This window comes from Sodaliphilus pleomorphus, assembly GCF_009676955.1.
GTDB lineage: Bacteria > Bacteroidota > Bacteroidia > Bacteroidales > Muribaculaceae > Sodaliphilus > Sodaliphilus pleomorphus.
This window is the reverse complement of sequence record NZ_CP045696.1, coordinates 2,375,001-2,395,715: the sequence shown is the minus strand read 5'-3', so window position 1 is coordinate 2,395,715 and position 20,715 is coordinate 2,375,001. Positions and strand designations below refer to the sequence as shown.

Below are 20,715 nucleotides of genomic sequence, written 5' to 3'. Positions count from 1 at the left end.
AACTCAGCCTTTGGGGTAATTCTATGGATATTTAAGATACCTAACATTTAAAGAAGAGGCGTTTAGTGGTCTTCTTGCTTATCACCATCAGAGATTCTTCAACACATCGAGCAATTCGTTCAACGTCCATGCACCGTCAACCTTCTTGTCTTCAAAAACCATGAAGTATCTGTAATTTCTTCCACCCAAACGTTCCCACTCCTGACCGAGAACCCTTTTTCTTCGCGATTCATCATTGTCAAGAAAATCACCCTTCGTCTCAATGAGCACTGTCTTGCCCGACCGCATCTTGACGATGAAATCAGGATAATGATTGATGAAGCCATTGATATAGAACCCTTTTGCTCTTTCGGGATTGCGATGCCAGAAGAGCACGCTGTCAAGGTCGGCCACAGTCTGAATGACACGTTCCTCAAATCCGTTTACCTTTTCCTCTCTGTCATACAAACCTTTGTCAATACCTATCAATTCCTGTTTAGCAAAACTGATTTTATCTAAAAAGGTGTAGCGAGGCTGCAATTCTATGTTGTCTTTGGCAATCTGATTTTTAAAAGCCTTCTCTCTGTAATTGGTAAGCAAATTTTTGATTTTATCAACGATGTTATCCTTAGCCTGATAGAAATGGTCCCAAAGGCACACTATTTGATCTTCGTCAAACGGCTTAATGACTTTCTCCACATAGTTCTTGAGTGCACCATGAGAGATACTGTCAAGCTCTCGTTTTGACTCCACCTCTTTGACTAGTCTTTGTGCCAATTGTTCTTTCTGTGTGGAAGCAGACATATCTACAAAAGTTCTCCTGATACTGCTGAGTAGTTCGCTATTTTTCTTTCTCACAGGCACATAGTCGTCCTTGCCGCTTTTCTTAATATCAATAGATGTATCTTCCGAATTGCTAAAATTAAAATTGATAGTGGCATCCTGAAGCTCAAGTTGAAAACCTTCGTCCAGCATGCACTTGTCCAGAAGTGTCCAATTATCATTTACTTCGTTAAATTCATTAGCAAAAAGGCTACTAGTTTTTTCCACATGTTTGACGAACATAGGTAAAATCATCTTATGAGCCACGTCGGAATATTCGCTATTAATAACACTGTACATATTTTCTCCTCCTATTGATGATAAAGGGTCATGAGACGATTCTTCTAGGCTCTTTTCAGTTTCCCTGTCGAACTCATCACTTTGCCGCAGGCTTTCTTGTTCTAAGCGTTGGATATCTTCATCAACACCCGAACTGCCTCCATTGACTGATTGCTTGATGGCTTCAGCCTCGTTGGTTGTTATCCCAAGAAAATCGTCATTTGTATCGTTGTTATATGATTGATTGTCAGCAGTCTCAATATTATAGGCTACTTCTGGTTGAGAGAACAAATCCAGACTCTCTTGATTATGTTCCTGATTGTCAGTTGCATCGTTACCTGTCATGTTACTGGCGGTTATCTCTCGATAGTCTTTTCGACTATAACCACAACGCTCCAGCGACTGGATGATACGTGTCACTGTGTCTTGAAACTCGTTACTGTTAGTAAAGACATAGCTCAAGTTGAGAAGTTTGTCCTCATGGCTTTCAGTGTAAGGCAAGCGTAGAATGCGACCGAGCACCTGCTCTACATCCACTGGGCTGGTGCGGTTGGCCAGTGAGGCTAGAATGTAGGCGAAGGGACAGTCCCAGCCTTCTTTCAACGCATTCACCGTGATGATGTAGCGCACGGGGCAGCTACGTGACATAAGGTCAACGCCATGCAGTTCGTCTTTGTTAGCCGTTTTGATTTTCACCTGTTCCTCAGGGATGTTCAGTTCAATGAGTTTTGCCTTGATTTTCTCGAACGTCACGCTATCATCGTCATTTCGGGGCTGAGATTGAAACAATACAATGGGACGGATATAGCGGTCTCCGTTTTGCTCCATCTTTATAGCATGTTCCTCAAGGTTGGAGCGAAGACGGATGGCACTAGCTATCACGTCGCCAGTGCTATGACGGTTCTCCACAATCACTGGTAGTTTCACCATATTTTCTACCTTCAGTTCCATGGCGTCGACAAACGAGATAACGTTACTATTGTCGCGTGGTGTTGCCGTAAGTTCCAAGATGAAACGCGGTGAGAGATTACGCAACATTTCCACACGCAGATCGGCTCGGAAGTTGTGACTTTCATCGACAATCACAACAGGCCTTAAATAAGCAAGCACCTGAATCAGTGCTGTGGGTGCTACTCCTTCTATCCTTGTATCAGTTATTTTATCGGCATATTCTATGAAGTTGCCATTCTCGCGATAGGCCAAAGGCTTACTCATCTCATCGGAGGTATTCTTTTTTACCCGAATATTCTCGATGAATGAGGCTGCACTGAGCACAAGAATGGTAAGGTTGTCTCGCACCTCGTTGGGACGGAGTCCTTGCCCAGCCAATGCCGCTGTCTTGTCAATGACGTTCACCCTATGACTGAATAAGGCATCGATGCGCTGACGATAGGGATGACTCGTATCCTGTAGCTTTTCCAAGGTTTGTTTCAAAATAATGTCGCTTGGTACAAACCAGGCCACCACCTTATTCTCCACATCAGTCTTGAGCTTTCCCATGATTGTGCCTAAGGCGTTGCAGGCGATAAACGTCTTTCCGCCTGCCGTGGGTACTTTCATCGTGACTCGAGGCGAACCGGAAACAGTGTTCATGTATGGCTGTAGAGCTCCTGTGGTTCCGGCAGTGAGGTCCAAGCCTTTATTCATCCAATAGCTGAAATAGGCCGACGACAGATTGCTCGAGTTGTTCAGTACGTCGATATAATCTTCCAAGTCGCGCAGAGTGCGCTGTTGATAGCTTTTCAGTTCCATAGACAGATGTGGTTAGAATTGGTTGATGTCTCTTGGTATCTTTTTGAACACGATGTTCAGTCGCTGCAACATCTCGGGAGACAGAGAGCAAGTATCGGCATAGATTACATAGCGGTCGGCTTTCTTTATAACAGCGTCCAAGGTCTCCAGCGACAGACAGGTCTGCTGGCCTTTCTCATAATAGAAGAAGTAGCCCGTTCCATCCTTGAAGTCGAGCAAATAGGGATATTCTGCGTCGCGCTGGCGAGTGAGTGGCTCATGCGTCTCGGTGTAATAAATGTATTGCCGGATTTTATCTTCGCCAACATCTTCATTGAGGTTGCCGTCGTCGAGGAACAGGCGCTTACCCAGTTCATAAAAGTCGAACTGCCCGCCCAAACCGTCGCGATGCCCATTGAACGTTTTACTGCCAACCACCAAAAGCGTTTTATCGGCAAATTGCAACTTCACCTTGTCATAATTTGGTTGCAGCATCTTCATCACGTCGTTGGCCTCTCCGAGCCAACGATCCATTTTCTTTAAAGCTGACACGGAGAGTTTCTTGGCATAGAGCGTTTCCTTCTTCTCTCCTTGATAATCATAACCTGCCATCACCTTGCGCACGCGCTCAGCAGTGATGCTCTTGGCATAGTCCATTAGTTCAATAAGAATGGTCTTGCGCATACCGTGGTCGCGCTTGTTCAGTCTAAGAGCTGCATGCATGGTGGTACCACTGCCGGCAAAGGCGTCGAGGATGATACTGTCCTCCTTGGTGGCTATCTGTAAGATGCGTTCTATCAGACGCGTTGGCTTTGGTGTATCGAAAGGCGACTTACCGCCGAAATACTCCTTCAGCTCTTTTTTGGCCTCGTCGGTGTGGCCAACCTCGGTGTATGGCCAAAGATTAGTCACCAGTTTGCCTTCCACGTTTTCAAGATAAGTCTTCCTACGGATTCCTCCTTGTCCGCCTTTAGTGAAATAGAAGCGTGGCCACTGTCCACGGTCATAAACGGCCTGCGCCTTAGTGCGAGATTCCTCCAACGATTGCTTCAGCACGATGGCCTTCACTCCCGGCCGCACCTGACTGGCAGGAATTCCGCAGACCTCCGCCCTCCGCTCATCATCGTGCAAATCTTGGAGCTCATATTCGCACCACTCATTCATAATTTTAAGATTGGTAGGTTGCTCATAGCCCCAGCATCTACCTTGAGTTGGATATAGCATTTTACCTGTAAACGGATGCTGGATAGCATACACCATACCTTGGTGGGTAGCGGCATTGGGAGCAAATGCATCTGAACTTGTCCATGCCAAAGCATCGTTGTCTGGATTGGAATATTTGCTATCCATGTCCTCCGTTCGCTCCAACTTGTTGGGTTGCCATCCTATTTGTCTGCCATAGACCAACAGATGCTCAGCCTCAGTAGGGATGCCCTTAGCGTCATTACGGGGAGAATAAGTCTTTTGCCAAATCACGTCGCCTACAAAGCACTGCCGCCCGAATATCTCGTCCATGATAAGTCGCAGGTGGGCACATTCATCGTCACCGATGCTGACGAATATGGCTCCACTATTGGAAAGCAACTGCCGCAACAGCGTCAGACGTGGATACATCATGCAGAGCCACTTGTCGTGGCGCGAGAGGTCCTCACCTTCGGCTCCTGCCACTTGGTTGAGCCAACGGCGTATCTGCGGGTCATTGACATTGTCGTTATAGACCCACTTCTCATTGCCAGTGTTGTAAGGAGGATCGATATAGACACAATCCACTCGTCCCTCATATTCAGGCAGCAGCGCCTTCAGCGCCTCAAGGTTATCTCCATGGATAATCTTGTTGCCACTGAAGGTCTCCGATGTGTCGTCGGGATCATCAACTCTGAAGCCGTATTGATGCTCCAATGTACGGAAAGTCACATCGTGGTGATGGCTCACCACCTTCTCCTTTCCTATCCACTGCAATGTAGGCATGTCTGTAATTCTGTTACTAGATTGTTATAATCACAAAATTACGAAAAATCTTTCTACACGCCAACTCAATATATTAAAAGGTGATAATATCGAACAACATCAAACGGCAAAATATGATATTCAGGTTGAAAAGTTGAAGACATTAGGCCTATCATCTCAATAACCTCGGCAGCAACTCTGTTTTTTCATACTTATACTTAATGTGCTAAGCTGTAATTTTGAAATTTTCAATTAACTTTGTCGCGTGTTGCAGTTGCCGCAAGGCTCAGCAAATAATTTACAATACTGATTATGAAGAAACTTAATGAAACTTTGGCTCAGGACTTGAGCGACAAGGAAATATTTCCCATAGTCGACCCCGATGGCCGCGTCGTGGGCAAAGCCACACGGCGCTTGTGCCACTCGGGCAGCCGCCTGCTGCACCCGGTGGTGCACCTGCACGTTTTCGACCCCCAGGGTCGCATCTACCTGCAACAGCGCTCACGGCACAAGTTCATTCAACCCGGCAAGTGGGACACTGCCGTGGGCGGCCATGTCGACTACGGCGAAACCGTGGAACAGGCTCTGCGCCGAGAAGCGGGCGAGGAGCTGGGGCTCACGCAGTTCAGCCCACGGCCCCTTTTCACCTACGTCTACGACAGCCAGGTGGAGCGAGAGCTGGTCAACGCCTTCTACTGTACGACCACTGCCACCAGCTTCAACTATGACCCCGTCGAGGTCGACGACGGCCGCTTCTGGGCCATCGACGAGGTGAAGCAGGCCATGGGCCAGGGCGTGCTCACGCCCAACTTTGAGCAGGAAATCGTGCGCGTGCTCCAGGTGCTGCACCGCCAGTGAGCTACTGCACAGCACGCGGGGCCTTGCCACACGGCCGGCCACGCTGAAAATTGCAAAAAATGCCAGTTTGGCCTAAAAATGGCGAAATAAAACTTGCAGGTATCGAAAATAAGCTGTACTTTTGTACCGACAATCGCAATTGGTCACTTGGATGAGCGGTTTAGTCACTGGTCTGCAAAACCAGTTAGAGCGGTTCGACTCCGCTAGTGACCTCAACAATAACTCGCAATGTACTGTAATGTAAATTGGTGCATTGCGATTTTTTTTGATTTCACATCTTGCCTGTAAAAAAAAATCGGGTGCAAGCCGTCAATAGGCATCCCAGCTCAGGGCATAGTGTGTGCAGAGCGAGAGACAATTTTTTTTTCTCTCCATCATCTTTTAAACCCCGGGGGCTTAAAAGTGTCGTAATTGAAAAGTCTTGGTAGAGGCAAAGGCGTCAGGCTTTATAATACTCCATAAGTAAAGTGACACGTGTAACTTAAAAATCGTGTAGTATATTATGATTAAAGTATTTGTTCCAACGCTGGCGGCGATGCTCACTGTGAGTGCATTGGCAGCCACGAAGCCTGCTGCACAACTGCAGTTTGACGCTTCACAAGGCGTGGCGGGGTCTGTTGAAATGCCTAACGGCACAGTAAACTATACTGCTTTTACCCATCTTTATTTTGTAACCAATGTAGAAGACAGCACATATCAGTATGTCAACGTCTTTGTACCCGAGGGCGCCACACAGCGCTCGCCCATCTTCCTGAAGACCAATGTGGGCGGCTACATGCCATCGGCACCTGGTTTTCCCTCGGCTGGCGATGCGACAGGCATGGCGTTGCAACGGGGCTATGTGGTGGCCATTCCAGGGTCGAGAGGACGCTCATCCTATATCACCAAGAAAGGAAAAAGAATATACAACGGCAAGGCGCCGGCGGCAATTCTCGACCTGAAAGCCGCCATCCGCTATCTGCGCCACTTCGACAAGGAAATGCCAGGCGATGCCGAAAAAATCATCACCGACGGCACATCGGCTGGCGGCGCGATGTCGGCCCTGATGGGTGCAACAGGCAACAATCCTGCCTACGAGAAATACCTGAAGGCAATGGGAGCTGCCAGTGAGCGCGACGACGTGCTGGCCAGCGTGTGCTATTGTCCTATCACCGACTTGAGCCATGCCGACATGGCCTATGAATGGCTCTTTGGCAACACCGACTCGCGCAAGGCCGATGACGAAGCCCACCGGCAGGTGAGTCAGGAGCTGGCTGCACAGTTCCCGGCCTACATCAACTCGCTTGGACTGAAAAAGACCGACGGCACGCCACTCACGGCCGACAACTATCTCGACTACATCAAGCAGCAACTGATACGTTCGGCTCAGATTGCAAAAGATGCCGGAGCCGACATTCCCGACAGCATAGGTTTCACGCTCAGCAACGGCGACGGCGGCACATTTGCGCCCATAAACGGTGGCGTGGGCTTGCCTGCCGACATGGCCAAGGGCATGGCAGGTGCCCGTGGCGGCAAGCGCGTGGGTGAGTATGTCACGGGCCTCGACATAGAGAAATTTCTCAATTATGTAGCCAACCAGACACCGCTCAAGACTGTCCCGGCCTTCGACGCCCTTGGGGTGGCTGGCGACACAGCCAGCGGCGAGAACGACGAGTTTGGCAACAGCAGCAACATTCCTGCCAATTTCACCAGCTACTCGGCAGCTAAGAACAACACCGCAGTGACCGACGAGGTGAAAGAAGCAGAATACCTGCTCAACCCCATGTCGCAAATCGGGCAAAGCGATGTGACTGTGGCCCCGCACTGGTACATTCGCCACGGATCCATCGACCGTGACACCGCCTTTCCCGTTGCCATCAACCTCGCAACGAAGTTGGAAAACGACGGCAAAGATGTAAACTTCCTCTTGGCATGGAACCGCCCGCACAGCGGCGACTATGCACTCAACGAGCTGTTTGACTGGCTTGACAAGCTGGCCAAGTAAATCACAAGCCCGCAACTTGAGCTAAAGCCCGTCGTGGCCGGGCTTGCTTTTTCTTCAACAATTCTACAACTATGCCATAGTTTATGTTAAGGCAAGGTGTGCACTTGCCACTTGACTGTACAATGTGTGTTTTTTTCTTAAAATTTTGGTAAAGATGTGCGATTGACGTAATTTTGTCGATTAATCGAAAGAAAAACAGACAATGATAAGTTCAACAATCGACGGCAAGGTCATAGAGCAGTTGCGCACGCATGTAGAGGGCGCCAAGCACATAGTGATCACGTGCCACGTGTCGCCCGACGGCGATGCGGTGGGCTCCACGCTGGGGCTGTGCCGGGTGTTGCGCAACATGGGCAAGGATGCCCATGTGGTGATGCCCGACCGCATGCCGCGAGCGCTCGACTTTGTCGACGTGCAGCACGAGGTTGTGCCCTACAGCAAGTACAAGCTGCGCGGGCGCTTTCTGGTGCGTGAGGCCGACTTGATATTCTGCCTCGACTTCAACGTGCTGCGCCGCATCGACGAGCTGGGTGCCATCATTGAGGAGTCGCGTGCGCCGCGGGTGCTCATCGATCACCACCTGGAGCCCGACGACTGCTTCGACGTGAAGATATCGCAAGAACATGCCTCGTCGACTTGCGAGCTGGTGTATCGCGTGCTCATGCAGCTGGGCTGGACCCAGGCCATCGACAGCCAGGCCGCCTCATGCCTCTATGTGGGCATCACCACCGACACGGGCAACCTCACCTATAGCAGCAACGACCCCGAGCTCTACGAGATTGTGGCCCAGCTGCTGCGCTGCGGCATTGCCAAGGAACAGCTCTACAACCTGGCAATGAACACCTATAGCGCCGACAGTCTGCGCCTGCAGGGCTATGCCCTCGACCAGAAGATGCAACTCTATCCCGACAAGCACGCGGCCTTGATTGTACTCACCCTCGACGAGCTAGAGCACTACGGCTACAAGAAGGGCGACACCGAGGGGCTGGTCAACAAGCCGCTGGCCATTCCGGGCATTGCATTTTCCACCTTCATTCGCGAGGACAAGGACAAAATCAAGGTGTCGTGCCGCTCGCAAGGCGACCTCGACGTGAACGTGATATGCAAGCGCTACTTTGGCGGCGGCGGCCACAAGAACGCTGCTGGCGGCGACTCGCACGGCACCGTCGACGAGACTCTCGACACCTACTTCAAGATACTCGAAACGTTGTGAAACAAAAATATAATACAAGACACCTAACACAAATATATACATTCAAGAGAAATGAGAACACTCCGATCGATTTCAATGCTGTGCATGATGGCGCTGGTGGCAGCAGGCTTTGCCTCGTGCAGCGACAATGAGAGCTACAGCGATATGCTCAACGACGAGCGCCACGCCTGCAACGCCTTCCTCGCCAATTTTGAAATTGAGGATGTGCCTGCCGACACCGTTTTCAAGGTGGGCAGCGATGCTCCCTACTACAAGCTCGACCCCGACGGCAACGTCTACATGCAGGTGCTCAAGACGGGCGACCGCGTGGGCAACAGGGCACGCAAATCGCAGACGATATACTTCCGCTACACGCGCTACAACCTGAACACGTGGTACACGCAAGGCGGCTTGTGGGTGGGCAGCGGCAATGCCGACGACATGAGCCAGACGGCCACAGCCTTCCTCTACGACGACTACAGCCTCGAGACCTCGTCGCAGTGGGGCTACGGCATGCAGATGCCGCTCAAGTACCTGGGCATCGATTGCGAGGTGAACCTGGTGGTGAAGTCGCAGTATGGCTGGACGGGCGAGATAAGCAGCGTGGTGCCCTACATGTATCACCTGCGCTACTTCAAGAGCCGCATATAATCATATAATGATGATGGTGCCGCCGCCGGCGACAGTGTCGTCACGGTTGCACGACAAGCAGGGGAAAGAAGACTTTTCATGAAGCAACTAAATATAATTAACTTAAAGCAGTACAATGTCATTAATTAAATCTATTTCTGGAATACGTGGCACCATAGGCGGCCGCGCTGGCGAGGGGCTCACGCCACTCGACATCGTGAAGTTTACCAGCGCCTATGCCACATTCATTCGCCGCACCACCCAGCTCACATCCAACGTGATTGTCGTGGGCCGCGACGCCCGCCTCTCGGGCCACATGGTGCGCGACATCGTGGTGGGCACCTTGCAGGGCATGGGCTTCGATGTGGTCGACATAGGCATGGCCACCACGCCCACCACCGAGCTGGCCGTGACCTGGGAGAAGGCTTGCGGCGGCATCATCCTCACCGCCAGCCACAACCCCAAGCAGTGGAATGCCCTCAAGCTCTTGAACGAGAAAGGCGAGTTCCTGACCGACGCCCAAGGCAAGGAGGTGCTGCGCATCGCCGAGGCCGAGGATTTTGACTATGCCCAGGTCGACCACCTTGGCGCTGTGGAGTACAACGACACTTGCCTGCGCCGCCACATCGATGCTGTAAAGGCTCTGAAGCTGGTCGACGTCGACGCTATCAAGAAGGCCGACTTCACCGTGGCTGTCGATGCTGTCAACTCGGTGGGCGGCGTGGCCATCCCCAAGCTGCTCACGGCCCTGGGTGTGAAACATGTGGTGAAGCTCTTCTGCGACCCCACAGGCAACTTCGGCCACACGCCCGAACCCATACCCGAGAACCTCACCGCCGTAAGCGACTACATGAAGCAGGGCAAGGCCGACGTGGCCTTTGTGGTCGACCCCGACGTCGACCGCCTGGCCATCGTGATGGAAAACGGCGAGTTCTTTGTCGAGGAATATACGCTCGTGGCCGTGGCCGACTATGTGCTCTCGTGCACCCCTGGCCCCACAGTGAGCAACCTGTCGTCGTCGCGTGCGCTGCGCGACGTCACCGAGAAGAAATATCATTGCCGCTACGAGGCATCGGCCGTGGGCGAGGTCAACGCTACCACGCTCATGCGCAAGATAGGCGCAGTGATAGGCGGCGAGGGCAACGGCGGAGTCATCTATCCCGAGCTGCACTATGGCCGCGACGCCCTGGTGGGCGTGGCCCTGTTCCTCACCCTGCTGGCCAAGAGCGGCAAGACGGTGAGCGAGCTCAAGCGCACCTATCCGCAATACAGCATTGCCAAGACCAAGCTGCAGCTCACCCCCGACATGGACGTCGATGCCATACTCAAGGCTGTGGAGAAGCACTATGCCGGCGAGAAGCTCACGACCATCGACGGTGTGAAAATCGACTTCCCCGACAGCTGGGTGCACCTGCGCAAGAGCAACACCGAGCCCATCATACGCATCTACAGCGAGGCTCACACCATGGAGCAGGCCGAGAAGCTGGGCGACGACGTGAAGCACATCGTGCAGTCGCTGTGCAAGTAGGCCGTAGCCACGCGCGGCACCTCATGCTTGCACTACACGCATATTATTGTAATATCACTCCGGACACACCTTGCGCACTGCGCGTGTGCCCGGAGTTTCTTTTCATCCAAGCCCTGGGGCGCTGTGGCTGCACATCGCGTGCCATTGCGGCAAAATGGTGCATAAAGTGCCCTGCGGCGTGGATTTTTGTCAAAAATTATTGTTACTTTTGTAAACTAACAAAAACCATAGTAAATGACCATAAGACTTATCCTATTGGGCCTGGCTTGTGCCGCCATGGCTGCTACGGCCCAGGCTGGCAACGACTGGCGCGCCCAGGTCGACCAGCTCATCGACCAGGGCGAGTTTGCCCGTGCCGAGCGCGTGATGAAGCAGTTGCCCGGCAAGGTGCGCAAGCAACAGGCTGTGACCATCGACTCGCTCAACCAAATCATGGAGCGCATAGGCAAAGACTTCAACATGACGCCCGAGCAGGGCATGAAAGCCATACACGACAAGTACCCGCAGGTCACCCCCGAGCAGATACAGCACTGGAAACAGAGCCGTGCCCTCGAGGTGATGCGCATCGACGGGCAGGAACGCTGGTTTCGCAAGAGTGTGCGCAACCTGTGGCTGCTGGGCGACGAGTTCAAGCAGGAGAACCGCCGCAACAGCGATGCCGAGGCGGGCAGCTACCTCAACATCTTCCGCCAGGCCATGGCCAAGCAGCCCGATGCCCACGGCGTGCGCGACTGGCGCCACGTCAACATCACCTTCACGCTCGATGTCGATGCCGATGCCGTGCCTGCCGGCGAGACGCTGCGCGTGTGGATGCCTTTCCCCTATGAGAACCTGCGCCAGCGCAACATCAAGCTCGAGAGCAGCAACCGCCCTGTGACCTACAGCCAGGGCAGCAAGCATCACACCGTGTATATGGAAGCCCAGGCCGAGAAGGGCAAGCCCACCCACTTTGAGTACACCTTCGGCTACGATGTGGGCGAGCGACACCTGTGCCAGCAAGACCTCGTGGCCCTGGTGCAGCCCTACCGCCACGATGCACAATATGCGCGCTACACCTCGAGCGAGGGCCCACACATCGTTGTCACCGACAGCATGCGAGAGCTGGCCGAGGACATCGTGGGCGACCTCGATGAGAACCCTGTGATTGCCGCCTCGCGCATCTATCACTGGATAGCCCAGCGTTTTCCCTGGGCCGGCGCCCGCGAGTACAGCACGCTGCGCAACATCCCCGAGTATGTGCTGCTCAACAAGCACGGCGACTGTGGCCAGGTGACCCTGCTCTACATCACGCTGTGCCGTGCCATTGGCATCCCGGCTCGCTGGGAGAGCGGCTACATGCTTCACCCGGGCGAGGAAAACTTCCACGACTGGGGCGAGACCTACTTTGAAGGCGTGGGCTGGGTGCCCACCGACGAGTCGTTTGGCCGCTCGGTCGAGGGCACGGTGCTCAACGACTACTATGCCACTGGCATCGACCTCTACCGCCTGGCCACCAACGAGGGCATAGGCGACAAGCTGAGCCCGGCCAAGAAATACATTCGCAGCGAGACGGTCGACTTCCAGGCCGGCGAGGTGGAGTGGCGCAAGGGCAACCTCTACAACGACATGTGGCACTCGCACCTGAAGGTGAACAGCATTGTGCCTGTCGAGGAGTAAACCAACTGAATAAAACAAAAAAAAAACAGAATAGACTGAATTGATGAAAAAAGTAATTAAAATTGTTTTGGCCCTGGTGCTGGCAGCTTCCAGCCTGGGCGCAATGGCAGCCGGCGATGCAGCGGCAGTGCTGGCCAGCCTCAAGCAACGCATCGCCCGCGACGGGCGCACCGCCGTGTGGGATGTGAACACCACCACCCAGGACGGACAGCTCGTGGTGTATGGCACAGTGGGAACCCAAGAGCAAAAAGACGCTGTGACCAAGGAACTCAACGACAATGGCTTAGCAGGCTGCGACAACCGCCTCATCGTGCTCGAAAACACCGTCGACCCCGGCAAGCGCTGGGCCCTGGTCAAGCTCTCGATAGCCACGTGTCGCGTCGAGGGCCGTCATGCAGCCGAGATGGCCACACAGGCCATCATGGGCACTCCTGTGAAAGTGATACAGCTCACCGACGAGTGGGCACGTGTGGTCACCCCCGACGGCTACATCTCCTATGTGCCCCAGAGCTCGATCACCTTTATGACTGCCCAGCAGCTGCAGGCCTGGCGCAAGGCCACGCGCTACATCGTCACCACCTACGATTCCCGCCTCGTGACCGAGCCCAAGGGCGACGCGACCGTGAGCGACCTGGTGCTGGGCAACATCCTTGAGTACAAGGGCAAGAAAGGCAAGTGGCTGCTGCTCGCCACCCCCGACGGCCGCCAGGGCTATGTGCCGCAAACCGACGTGCAAGAGCTCTCGCAGTGGGCTCAGCAGCCCTTCAGCGCCCAGCTCGTGGAGTCGACAGCCCGACGCATGATGGGCTCGAGCTACCTGTGGGGCGGCACCTCGACCAAGGTCACCGATTGCTCGGGCCTGGCCAAGGTGAGCTACTTTGCCTGCGGCATCATCTTGCAACGCGACGCCTCGCAACAGGCACTCACAGGCATGAAAATCGCCGGCACCGACTGGCGCCAGTGCAAGCTGGGCGACCTGCTCTTCTTTGGCAACAATGCCACCGGCCGCGTCACCCATGTGGGCATCTACCTGCACGACGGCTACTATATACACTGCTCGGGGCAGGTGAAAATCAACAATCTCGACCCTGCCGACCCGTCCTATCTCTACGACCCCATCTCGTGCAGCCGCATCGACGGGCAAGTGGGCAGCACGGGCATCACATGGGTGCGCAACCACCCCTGGTACTTCTAACTCAAGTTTCAACCTTGCTATCACGACACAGCAAAAAATAAATTTAGAAAATTATGATAAACCGCAGAAAATTTATCATGGGCGCAGGCCTGAGCCTGGTGGCTGCCACGGCGCCCATCTCGCTCTCGGCCGCAGGCAGCGCCACGCGCAAAGTGGCCAAGAGCGGACACCTGAAACTCTCGTTTGCCCCCTACGAGCTCAAGCTGCGCCACGCCTTCAACCTGGCACGCTATAGCCGCACCACCACCCCCGATGTGCAGGTGCAGCTCGAGTATGACGGCATTGTGGGCTACGGCGAGTGCTCCATGCCCCCCTATCTGGGCGAGAGCGTGGAGAGCGTGACCAAGTTCTTGGGCAAGCTCGACCTGGGCCAGTTCACCGACCCCTTCAAGATGGAAGACATCCTGGCCTATGTCGACGGCGTGGAGCCGGGCAACCGTGCCGCCAAGGCCGGCGTCGACATCGCCCTGCACGACTTGCTGGGCAAAATCATGGGTCAGCCCTGGTACAAAATATGGGGCCTCGACCCGGCCAAGACACCCAACACGAGCTTCACCATAGGCATCGACACCGAAGACGTGGTGCGCCAAAAAGTGCGCGAAGCCGCGCCCTACAAGGTGATCAAGGTGAAAATGGGCCTCGACAAGGACCAGCAGACCATCGACATCATACGCGAAATGATGCCCGATGTGCCCATCTGCGTCGACGTGAATCAGGGCTGGAAAGACAAGCAGCACGCCCTCGACATGTGCTACTGGCTCAAGGAGCGCAACTGCCTCTTTGTGGAGCAGCCCTTCGACAAGACGTGGATCGACGAGACAGCCTGGCTGCGCGAGCGCTCGCCGCTGCCCATCATCGCCGACGAGGCCTTTCAGCGCATAGGCGATATCACCAAGTTCAAGGGTGTGTATGACGGCATCAACATCAAGCTCATGAAGAGCACGGGCATGAACGAAGCCTACAAGATGGTGGTGCTGGCACGTGCCCTGGGCATGAAAATCATGATAGGCTGCATGACCGAGACCTCGTGTGCCGTGACCGCAGCGGCCAACCTGGCCCCGCTCGTCGACTGGGCCGACCTCGACGGCAACCTGCTCATTGCCAACGACCGCTTCTCGGGCATGACCGTAGAGAACGGCAAGGTCACCCTTCACGACATCCCCGGCATTGGCGTCAAGCTCCTTGCCGGGAAATAACCTGACCCACAAGCAACTGCACAACCACACTGCGAGGGGAGACTCCTTATTGCCGAGGAGCCTCCCCCTTGTATTTCGTTGAGCCCTTGCTGCTGGCCTTATATGTGTAGTTTGTTAACTATAGCCGATTTTGATAAATGAATGACTACATCGGCCGTATCTTCGACTCAATAAATGTAAGTACAATTGCTCTTGCAATAGTGGCGGCATAGCATTACTTTTGCAATAGATATAAATGTAAATATTGATTCAAGACGTCATGAAACGTATCGTCACACTACTGCTATTATTGCTATCAATCGGTTGTTGCGCTATGGCACAGGCAGGTGCCGACTCGTCGACAACTGCCAGCACCGGCAACGTGCTCACTGTAGCGATTCCCCAGTCGCTCAACATCAAAGACAACATTTTCCTGGTCAACAAGTCGCCCTACCTGATACTCCAGGCCATGGTGGCACTGCCACAGCCCGACGGCACGTTTGAGCCGCTCGGCACCACGACCCTTCTTGCCGCCGGCGAGAGGGCACAGATTGCCTCCTATGCTCGTAACGGTCTCAAGCGCCTGCGTGGAAAGACGATTGCCGTGAAGGTGAAGGGCGCCAAGGTCATTGCCGGCCAGAAGCGATCGGGCGTTGTCACCCCGATGGACGATGTGGGCGCTGCAACTACCGAGACAAGTCCTGACTTGATCAACAATATCGACCCCAACGACATCACCTACGACTACGACGTGAGGCTCTACGAGGCCCATCACGACTTGTATATCGAGGTGTACTACAAGGGCAAGGGCGGCAGCGTGATGGATTTTTGACCCTCGTGCCAGCCCCAAACGTGTTTTGTGACAAGCAGGCACGCGGTCCCGCCCCCTAAAGGGCTGTTGATTGTTACACGTTTGTTATTTTCCTGCGGAGATTTTGTTATATTTTTGTGTCGTAGATAAAAGTAACCACATTATTACACTACACTTGACAATGATTAAATCTCCAAGAATTTTAGTTGTCGACGATGAGGAGTCGATATGCTATGTGCTTAAGATCAATCTGGAGCTTGCGGGCTTTGCGGTCGACACGGCACTCAGCGCCGAGGAGGCCTTGAGGCTCAAGCTCGAGCAATACGACTTGTTTCTGTTCGACGTGATGATGGAGCGCATGAGCGGTTTTGAGCTGGCCCAGGCGGTGAGGCGCCGCGACGAGCTCAGGAGCGTGCCCATCATCTTCTGCACGGCCAAGGACTCGGAGGAGGACCTGCTCAAGGGGTTTGCCACCGGGGCCGACGACTACATCAAGAAGCCCTTCTCGATGCGCGAGCTGGTGGCCCGCGTGCGCAGTGTGCTGCATCGCAGCGGCCGTTTCACGGCCGACCGCATGGTGCACTACAAGGGACTGGTGGTCGACACCGTTGAGCGCACCTGCACCGTCGACGACAAGCCTGTGCAGCTCACGGGCAAGGAAATGGACCTGCTGGTGTTTTTCCTCGACAACCGCGACAAGATATTCTCGCGGGCCGAGATACTGAACCGCGTGTGGGAGACGGGCGTGTATGTCGTCGACCGCACGATCGACGTGAATGTGGGCCGCTTGCGCAAGAAGCTGGGCCCCTATGGGAATAATATTGTGACAAAACAAGGACAAGGCTATGGATTCAAGACGACTCATTAACGTGCAGACGAGGCTTTTCCTCATGATCGTATTCTTCACCTGGATACTTACTGCCATTTTCTTTGCTCTGCAATACAGCCGCGAGCGCGACTACAAGATTGCCTCGCTCGACAGCCACTTGCAGATGCAGAATGCCAAGATACTGGAATGTATCGACGACGGCAAGCGCATCACCCCACAGCTGGTGGCTGCTATCGACCCTGGCGACTCGCTGCGCGTGACCGTGATCGACCTCAAGGGCAACGTGCTCTACGACTCCAACGGCGATGTAAAGGTCAACCATGCCGACCGCCAGGAGGTGAAAGAGGCCATTGCCACGGGCCACGGCTTCACCAAGCGCCGCGTCTCGTCGACCAACAACCGCGAGTACTTCTACTCGGCCACGCGTGGCCACGGCATCGTCGTGCGCACGGCCTTGCCCTACAACCACTCGCTCTCCGAGATGCTACGTGCCAACTCGGTCAACAGCTATATCATTGTGGCCATCGCCCTCATCATGTCGATTATCGCCTGGTTTGCCGCCCACAGCATCAGCCGCAGCGTGAAAAACCTGCGCAACTTTGCCAACGCGGCCGAGTTTGGCGACTTGAGCAAGTACGACTCCAAGAGCTTCCCCGACGATGAGCTGGGCGACATCTCGAGCCACATCGTCAACCTCTACAAGCTGCAGCAGGCCACGGCCGAGGAACGCGACCGCAACTTGCGCCAGGCCATCTATGAGCAGAAGGAGAAAAACCGCATCAAGCACCAGCTCACCAACAATATCAACCACGAGATAAAGACGCCCGTGCACGTGATACAAGCTTGTCTCGAGACCATCGAGAACAGCGGCAGCCAGCTCGACGAGGCGATGAAGCAGGAGCTCATCGACAAGGCCTATGCCAACTCCAACCGCCTGTGTTCGCTCATTGCCGACCTCTCGGTGATCACCCGCATAAGCGACGCCCCCGACCAGATACAGAGTGCTCCGGTCGACGTGACGAGCATCGTGCGCCAGGTGGCCGACGACATGAGCGTGTATCCGCCCGAGCAGCAGATGCGCATCCACATCGAGGTGCCCGATGGCGTGACCATCAACGGCAACCATGCCCTCGTCGAGTCGATATTCCGCAATCTCATGGTCAATGCCTTCAACTACAGCGCCGGCCGCGACGTGACCGTGAAGCTGGTGGAGGAAACAAGCGACTACTACCGTTTCATCTTCAACGACAACGGCGTGGGCGTGGCTCCCGAGCACCTGCCTCACCTCTTTGAGCGCTTCTACCGTGTCGACAAGGGCCGGTCGCGCTCGATGGGCGGCACGGGGCTGGGCCTCTCGATCGTGAAAAACGCGGTGCTTTTCCACCACGGTCACATCGAGGTGCGCAACCGCAAGCTGGGTGGCCTGGAGTTTGAGTTCACCCTCCACAAGTGACCGACACCTGCATCAATCTATATTTTTCAACAACGAAAACAACGCAATAGACTCGCAACACTTTTTACAACATTCACCATTGCGATCAATACTTTGACTCACAGCCGATTGTCGGTATTTGGTCGTGGGTGAAGAGAGCCCGTAGTGTGCCTTGAAGCACCGCTTGCAGCGAGCCGAAACAAGAAATATAACAACACACTATACACACATTATGAGTCCAATATTTACAGTTATCGTCGTCATCTTGGCCCTTCTGGCCATCCTCGACCTGGTGGTAGGCGTTTCCAACGATGCCATCAACTTCCTCAACTCGGCGCTCGGCTCCAAGGTGGCCTCGTTCCGCACCATTGTGAGTGTGGCTGCCGTGGGCATCCTCGTGGGCGTGCTCACCTCGCACGGCATGATGGAGGTGGCACGCAACGGCGTGTTTCACCCCGAGGCTTTCACCTTCAACGAGATTATGTTCCTCTATGTGGGCGTCATGCTCACCGATGTGGTGCTGCTCGACGGCTTCAACAAGCTGGGCCTGCCCACGTCGACCACCGTGTCGATGATCTTTGAGCTCCTGGGCTCGGCCGTGGCCGTCTCGGTCTACAAGATTTACACCGACAGCTCCCTCACGCTCGAGAGCGTGGGCTCGCTCGTGAACTCGGGCAAGGCCCTGGGCATGATATCGGCCATCCTCGTTTCGGTGGTGCTCTCGTTTATCACCGGCGCCCTCATCATGTACATTTCGCGCCTGCTGTTCACCTTCCGCTACGCCAAGCCGTTCAAGCGCTACGGTGCCCTGTGGTGCGGCGTGGCCATCGTGGGCATCCTCTACTTCGCCCTGTTCAAGGGACTCAAGAGCTCGGGCCTGATGACCAGCGAGATGTCGGGCTACGTGAGCGACCACATCTACATGGTGCTGCTCGTGGCCTGGATTGCCGCATCGGCCATCTTGTGGGTGCTGCAGCGTCTCAAGGTGAGCATTTTGAAAATCACCATCTTGAGCGGCACCTTCGCCCTGGCCCTGGCCTTTGCCGGCAACGACCTGGTCAACTTCATCGGTGTGCCCCTGGCCGGTATCGACTCCTATCGCCTGGCCGACGCTTCGGGCAACATGAACATGCTCATGGGCGCCCTCAACAATCCCGAGGCCGCCAATGTGGGCTTGCTGGCCATCGCTGGCGTTGTCATGGTGATCACCCTCTTCTTCTCCAGCGATGCACGCAAGGTGTCGCAAACCGAGCTCACCCTGGCCTCGCAGCAAGACGAGAACGAGCGGTTCAACTCTACGCCCTTCTCGCGCGCCTTGGTGCGCATATCGGTGAACTTGAGCAACTACTACCGCCGCGTGCTGCCCAACAGCTGGGTCGACGCCATCAACCGCCGCTTCATCCCGCTCTCGAGCGAGGAGCGCGGCAATTCCAACTTCGACAAGATACGCGCCGTGGTCAACCTGGCCTCGGCAGCCATCCTCATCTGCATCGGCACCTCGTTTAAGCTGCCGTTGTCGACCACCTATGTCGTGTTTATGGTCTCGATGGGCTCGTCGTTGAGCGACCGCGTGTGGGGACGCGACAGCGCCGTCTACCGCATCTCGGGCGTTGTGGCCGTGATCATGGGCTGGTTTGTCACCGCCTTCATCGCCTTCTGCGCCACCTTCATCTTCACCACACTGCTCATGTGGTTTGGCGGCTGGGCACTGGCCCTCATCGTGATATGGGCCGGCTACATGCTGCTGCGCCGCTTCTTTTACAAGGGCAGCAAGACGGCTGGCCCCGAGGCTGGCAAACGCAGCGAGCTCATCGACAAAGACGACAATCCCCAGGACGTGCTCTACAACTGCACCCTCACCGTGGTCAACACCATGGAGAACACCCATCGCATCTACAACCACATGCTCGTGTCGCTCTTCACCGAAAACCGCCACGAGCTCAAGCGCATGGTCGAGGAGAGCGAGCGCATGTATCACGAGGCCAACAAGCGCAAGTATGGCATCGTGGCCGTGATCAAGAAACTCGAGGCTCAAAAGGTTGAAACCGCGCACTACTATGTGCAGATCGTCGACTACCTGTGCGAGGTGTCCAAGGCCCTGCTGCACTGCACCCGTCCCGCCTATGAGCACATCAACAACAACCACCGCGGTCTCACAGGCCCGCAAATCAAAGACCTAAAGACGATCAACGACAAGGTCGACGAGATATTTGCCAAGGTGAGCGACATGCTCAACCGCAAGGACTTCTCGGGCCTCGACGACGTGATGCACATGCGCGACGACCTCTTTGGCATCATTGCCGACACCATCAAGCGTCAAATCAAGCGTGTGCAGGAAGACCCCCACGCCAGCACCCGCGCCAGCGCTCTCTTCCTCAACATCCTGGGCGAAACCAAGACGATGATACTTCAGGCCCGCAACCTCATCAAGTCGGAGGCCTACTTCCTCAACGCCATCAAGGAGGGCGAGAGCTAACTGCTGTACCTCCATCTCTATATATATGTGCGATGTCAAACACGAGAGAAAGCTAAAAACAGGGATTTAATCAACAAGTGGAACCTTAAGTCTACACGCCATGGTTCACAAGCCAGAGCTCAATCACACGAGCTCTGGCTTTTTTGCCTGCATGAAAGCTTGCCTCCCGATTTATGGTTGAGGACTTAAGC

The 20,715-nt window shown here is 54.6% G+C and carries 14 protein-coding genes and 1 tRNA gene; 13 read left to right on the top strand and 2 right to left on the bottom strand.

Going from position 1 to position 20,715, the window contains the following annotated elements; all coding sequences use genetic code 11:
- Positions 1–87: 87 nt before the first annotated feature.
- Together GF423_RS09830 and GF423_RS09825 are read right to left on the bottom strand one after the other, a co-directional pair.
- Positions 88–2,832, bottom strand: a complete 2,745-nt coding sequence (locus GF423_RS09830; protein ID WP_154328189.1) for a DEAD/DEAH box helicase — start codon at positions 2,830–2,832, stop codon at positions 88–90.
- A gap of 12 nt (positions 2,833–2,844) precedes the next feature.
- Positions 2,845–4,779 (bottom strand): site-specific DNA-methyltransferase, encoded by a 1,935-nt coding sequence (locus GF423_RS09825; protein ID WP_154328188.1) that lies wholly within the window; start codon positions 4,777–4,779, stop codon positions 2,845–2,847.
- Between the two features lie 291 nt (positions 4,780–5,070).
- Here GF423_RS09825 and GF423_RS09820 point away from each other — a divergent pair, with 291 nt between their 5' ends.
- The 13 genes from GF423_RS09820 (at position 5,071) to GF423_RS09760 (ending at position 20,524) form a co-directional block, all read left to right on the top strand.
- Entirely contained in the window at positions 5,071–5,616 is a 546-nt protein-coding gene (locus GF423_RS09820) for an NUDIX hydrolase (protein WP_154328187.1), read from the top strand.
- Positions 5,617–5,757: 141 nt separating this feature from the next.
- Positions 5,758–5,829, top strand: a tRNA-Cys gene (locus GF423_RS09815).
- A gap of 289 nt (positions 5,830–6,118) precedes the next feature.
- Positions 6,119–7,600, top strand: a complete 1,482-nt coding sequence (locus GF423_RS09810; RefSeq protein WP_154328186.1) for an alpha/beta hydrolase family protein — start codon at positions 6,119–6,121, stop codon at positions 7,598–7,600.
- Positions 7,601–7,802: 202 nt separating this feature from the next.
- The gene (locus GF423_RS09805; RefSeq protein WP_154328185.1) at positions 7,803–8,813 is read left to right on the top strand and encodes a DHH family phosphoesterase; all 1,011 of its coding nucleotides are present in this window, start codon (positions 7,803–7,805) and stop codon (positions 8,811–8,813) included.
- A 51-nt stretch (positions 8,814–8,864) separates the two neighbouring features.
- The gene (locus GF423_RS09800) at positions 8,865–9,443 is read left to right on the top strand and encodes a DUF4827 family protein (RefSeq protein WP_154328184.1); all 579 of its coding nucleotides are present in this window, start codon (positions 8,865–8,867) and stop codon (positions 9,441–9,443) included.
- Positions 9,444–9,558: 115 nt separating this feature from the next.
- Complete coding sequence (gene glmM, locus GF423_RS09795; RefSeq protein ID WP_154328183.1) at positions 9,559–10,950, top strand: phosphoglucosamine mutase; 1,392 nt, start codon at positions 9,559–9,561, stop codon at positions 10,948–10,950.
- A gap of 234 nt (positions 10,951–11,184) precedes the next feature.
- Positions 11,185–12,606: a transglutaminase-like domain-containing protein gene (locus GF423_RS09790; RefSeq protein WP_154328182.1), complete on the top strand. Its 1,422-nt coding sequence runs from the start codon at positions 11,185–11,187 to the stop codon at positions 12,604–12,606.
- Between the two features lie 43 nt (positions 12,607–12,649).
- Entirely contained in the window at positions 12,650–13,801 is a 1,152-nt protein-coding gene (locus tag GF423_RS09785; RefSeq protein ID WP_154328181.1) for a C40 family peptidase, read from the top strand.
- A 53-nt stretch (positions 13,802–13,854) separates the two neighbouring features.
- A complete protein-coding gene (locus tag GF423_RS09780; RefSeq protein ID WP_154328180.1) occupies positions 13,855–14,997 on the top strand; it encodes a dipeptide epimerase in 1,143 nt (380 codons plus the stop codon).
- A 313-nt stretch (positions 14,998–15,310) separates the two neighbouring features.
- Complete coding sequence (locus tag GF423_RS09775; protein WP_154328179.1) at positions 15,311–15,808, top strand: hypothetical protein; 498 nt, start codon at positions 15,311–15,313, stop codon at positions 15,806–15,808.
- A 163-nt stretch (positions 15,809–15,971) separates the two neighbouring features.
- Entirely contained in the window at positions 15,972–16,655 is a 684-nt protein-coding gene (locus tag GF423_RS09770) for a two-component system response regulator PhoB (RefSeq protein WP_154329029.1), read from the top strand.
- Entirely contained in the window at positions 16,633–18,069 is a 1,437-nt protein-coding gene (locus GF423_RS09765) for a sensor histidine kinase (protein WP_154328178.1), read from the top strand. Before GF423_RS09770 ends, GF423_RS09765 begins: the two co-directional genes overlap by 23 nt.
- A 211-nt stretch (positions 18,070–18,280) precedes the next feature.
- Entirely contained in the window at positions 18,281–20,524 is a 2,244-nt protein-coding gene (locus GF423_RS09760; RefSeq protein WP_154328177.1) for an inorganic phosphate transporter, read from the top strand.
- Positions 20,525–20,715: the final 191 nt, after the last annotated feature.

Excerpts from the sequence above, each read along its gene's own strand:
- GF423_RS09760 (WP_154328177.1), top strand. The coding sequence starts at position 18,281 with ATGAGTCCAATATTTACAGTTATCGTCGTCATCTTGGCCCTTCTGGCC.
- GF423_RS09790 (WP_154328182.1), top strand. The coding sequence starts at position 11,185 with ATGACCATAAGACTTATCCTATTGGGCCTGGCTTGTGCCGCCATGGCT.
- GF423_RS09810 (WP_154328186.1), top strand. The coding sequence starts at position 6,119 with ATGATTAAAGTATTTGTTCCAACGCTGGCGGCGATGCTCACTGTGAGT.
- GF423_RS09830 (WP_154328189.1), bottom strand. The coding sequence starts at position 2,832 with ATGGAACTGAAAAGCTATCAACAGCGCACTCTGCGCGACTTGGAAGAT.
- GF423_RS09775 (WP_154328179.1), top strand. The coding sequence starts at position 15,311 with ATGGCACAGGCAGGTGCCGACTCGTCGACAACTGCCAGCACCGGCAAC.
- GF423_RS09805 (WP_154328185.1), top strand. The coding sequence starts at position 7,803 with ATGATAAGTTCAACAATCGACGGCAAGGTCATAGAGCAGTTGCGCACG.
- GF423_RS09825 (WP_154328188.1), bottom strand. The coding sequence starts at position 4,779 with ATGCCTACATTGCAGTGGATAGGAAAGGAGAAGGTGGTGAGCCATCAC.
- glmM (WP_154328183.1), top strand. The coding sequence starts at position 9,559 with ATGTCATTAATTAAATCTATTTCTGGAATACGTGGCACCATAGGCGGC.
- GF423_RS09780 (WP_154328180.1), top strand. The coding sequence starts at position 13,855 with ATGATAAACCGCAGAAAATTTATCATGGGCGCAGGCCTGAGCCTGGTG.
- GF423_RS09820 (WP_154328187.1), top strand. The coding sequence starts at position 5,071 with ATGAAGAAACTTAATGAAACTTTGGCTCAGGACTTGAGCGACAAGGAA.
- GF423_RS09765 (WP_154328178.1), top strand. The coding sequence starts at position 16,633 with ATGGATTCAAGACGACTCATTAACGTGCAGACGAGGCTTTTCCTCATG.
- GF423_RS09785 (WP_154328181.1), top strand. The coding sequence starts at position 12,650 with ATGAAAAAAGTAATTAAAATTGTTTTGGCCCTGGTGCTGGCAGCTTCC.
- GF423_RS09800 (WP_154328184.1), top strand. The coding sequence starts at position 8,865 with ATGAGAACACTCCGATCGATTTCAATGCTGTGCATGATGGCGCTGGTG.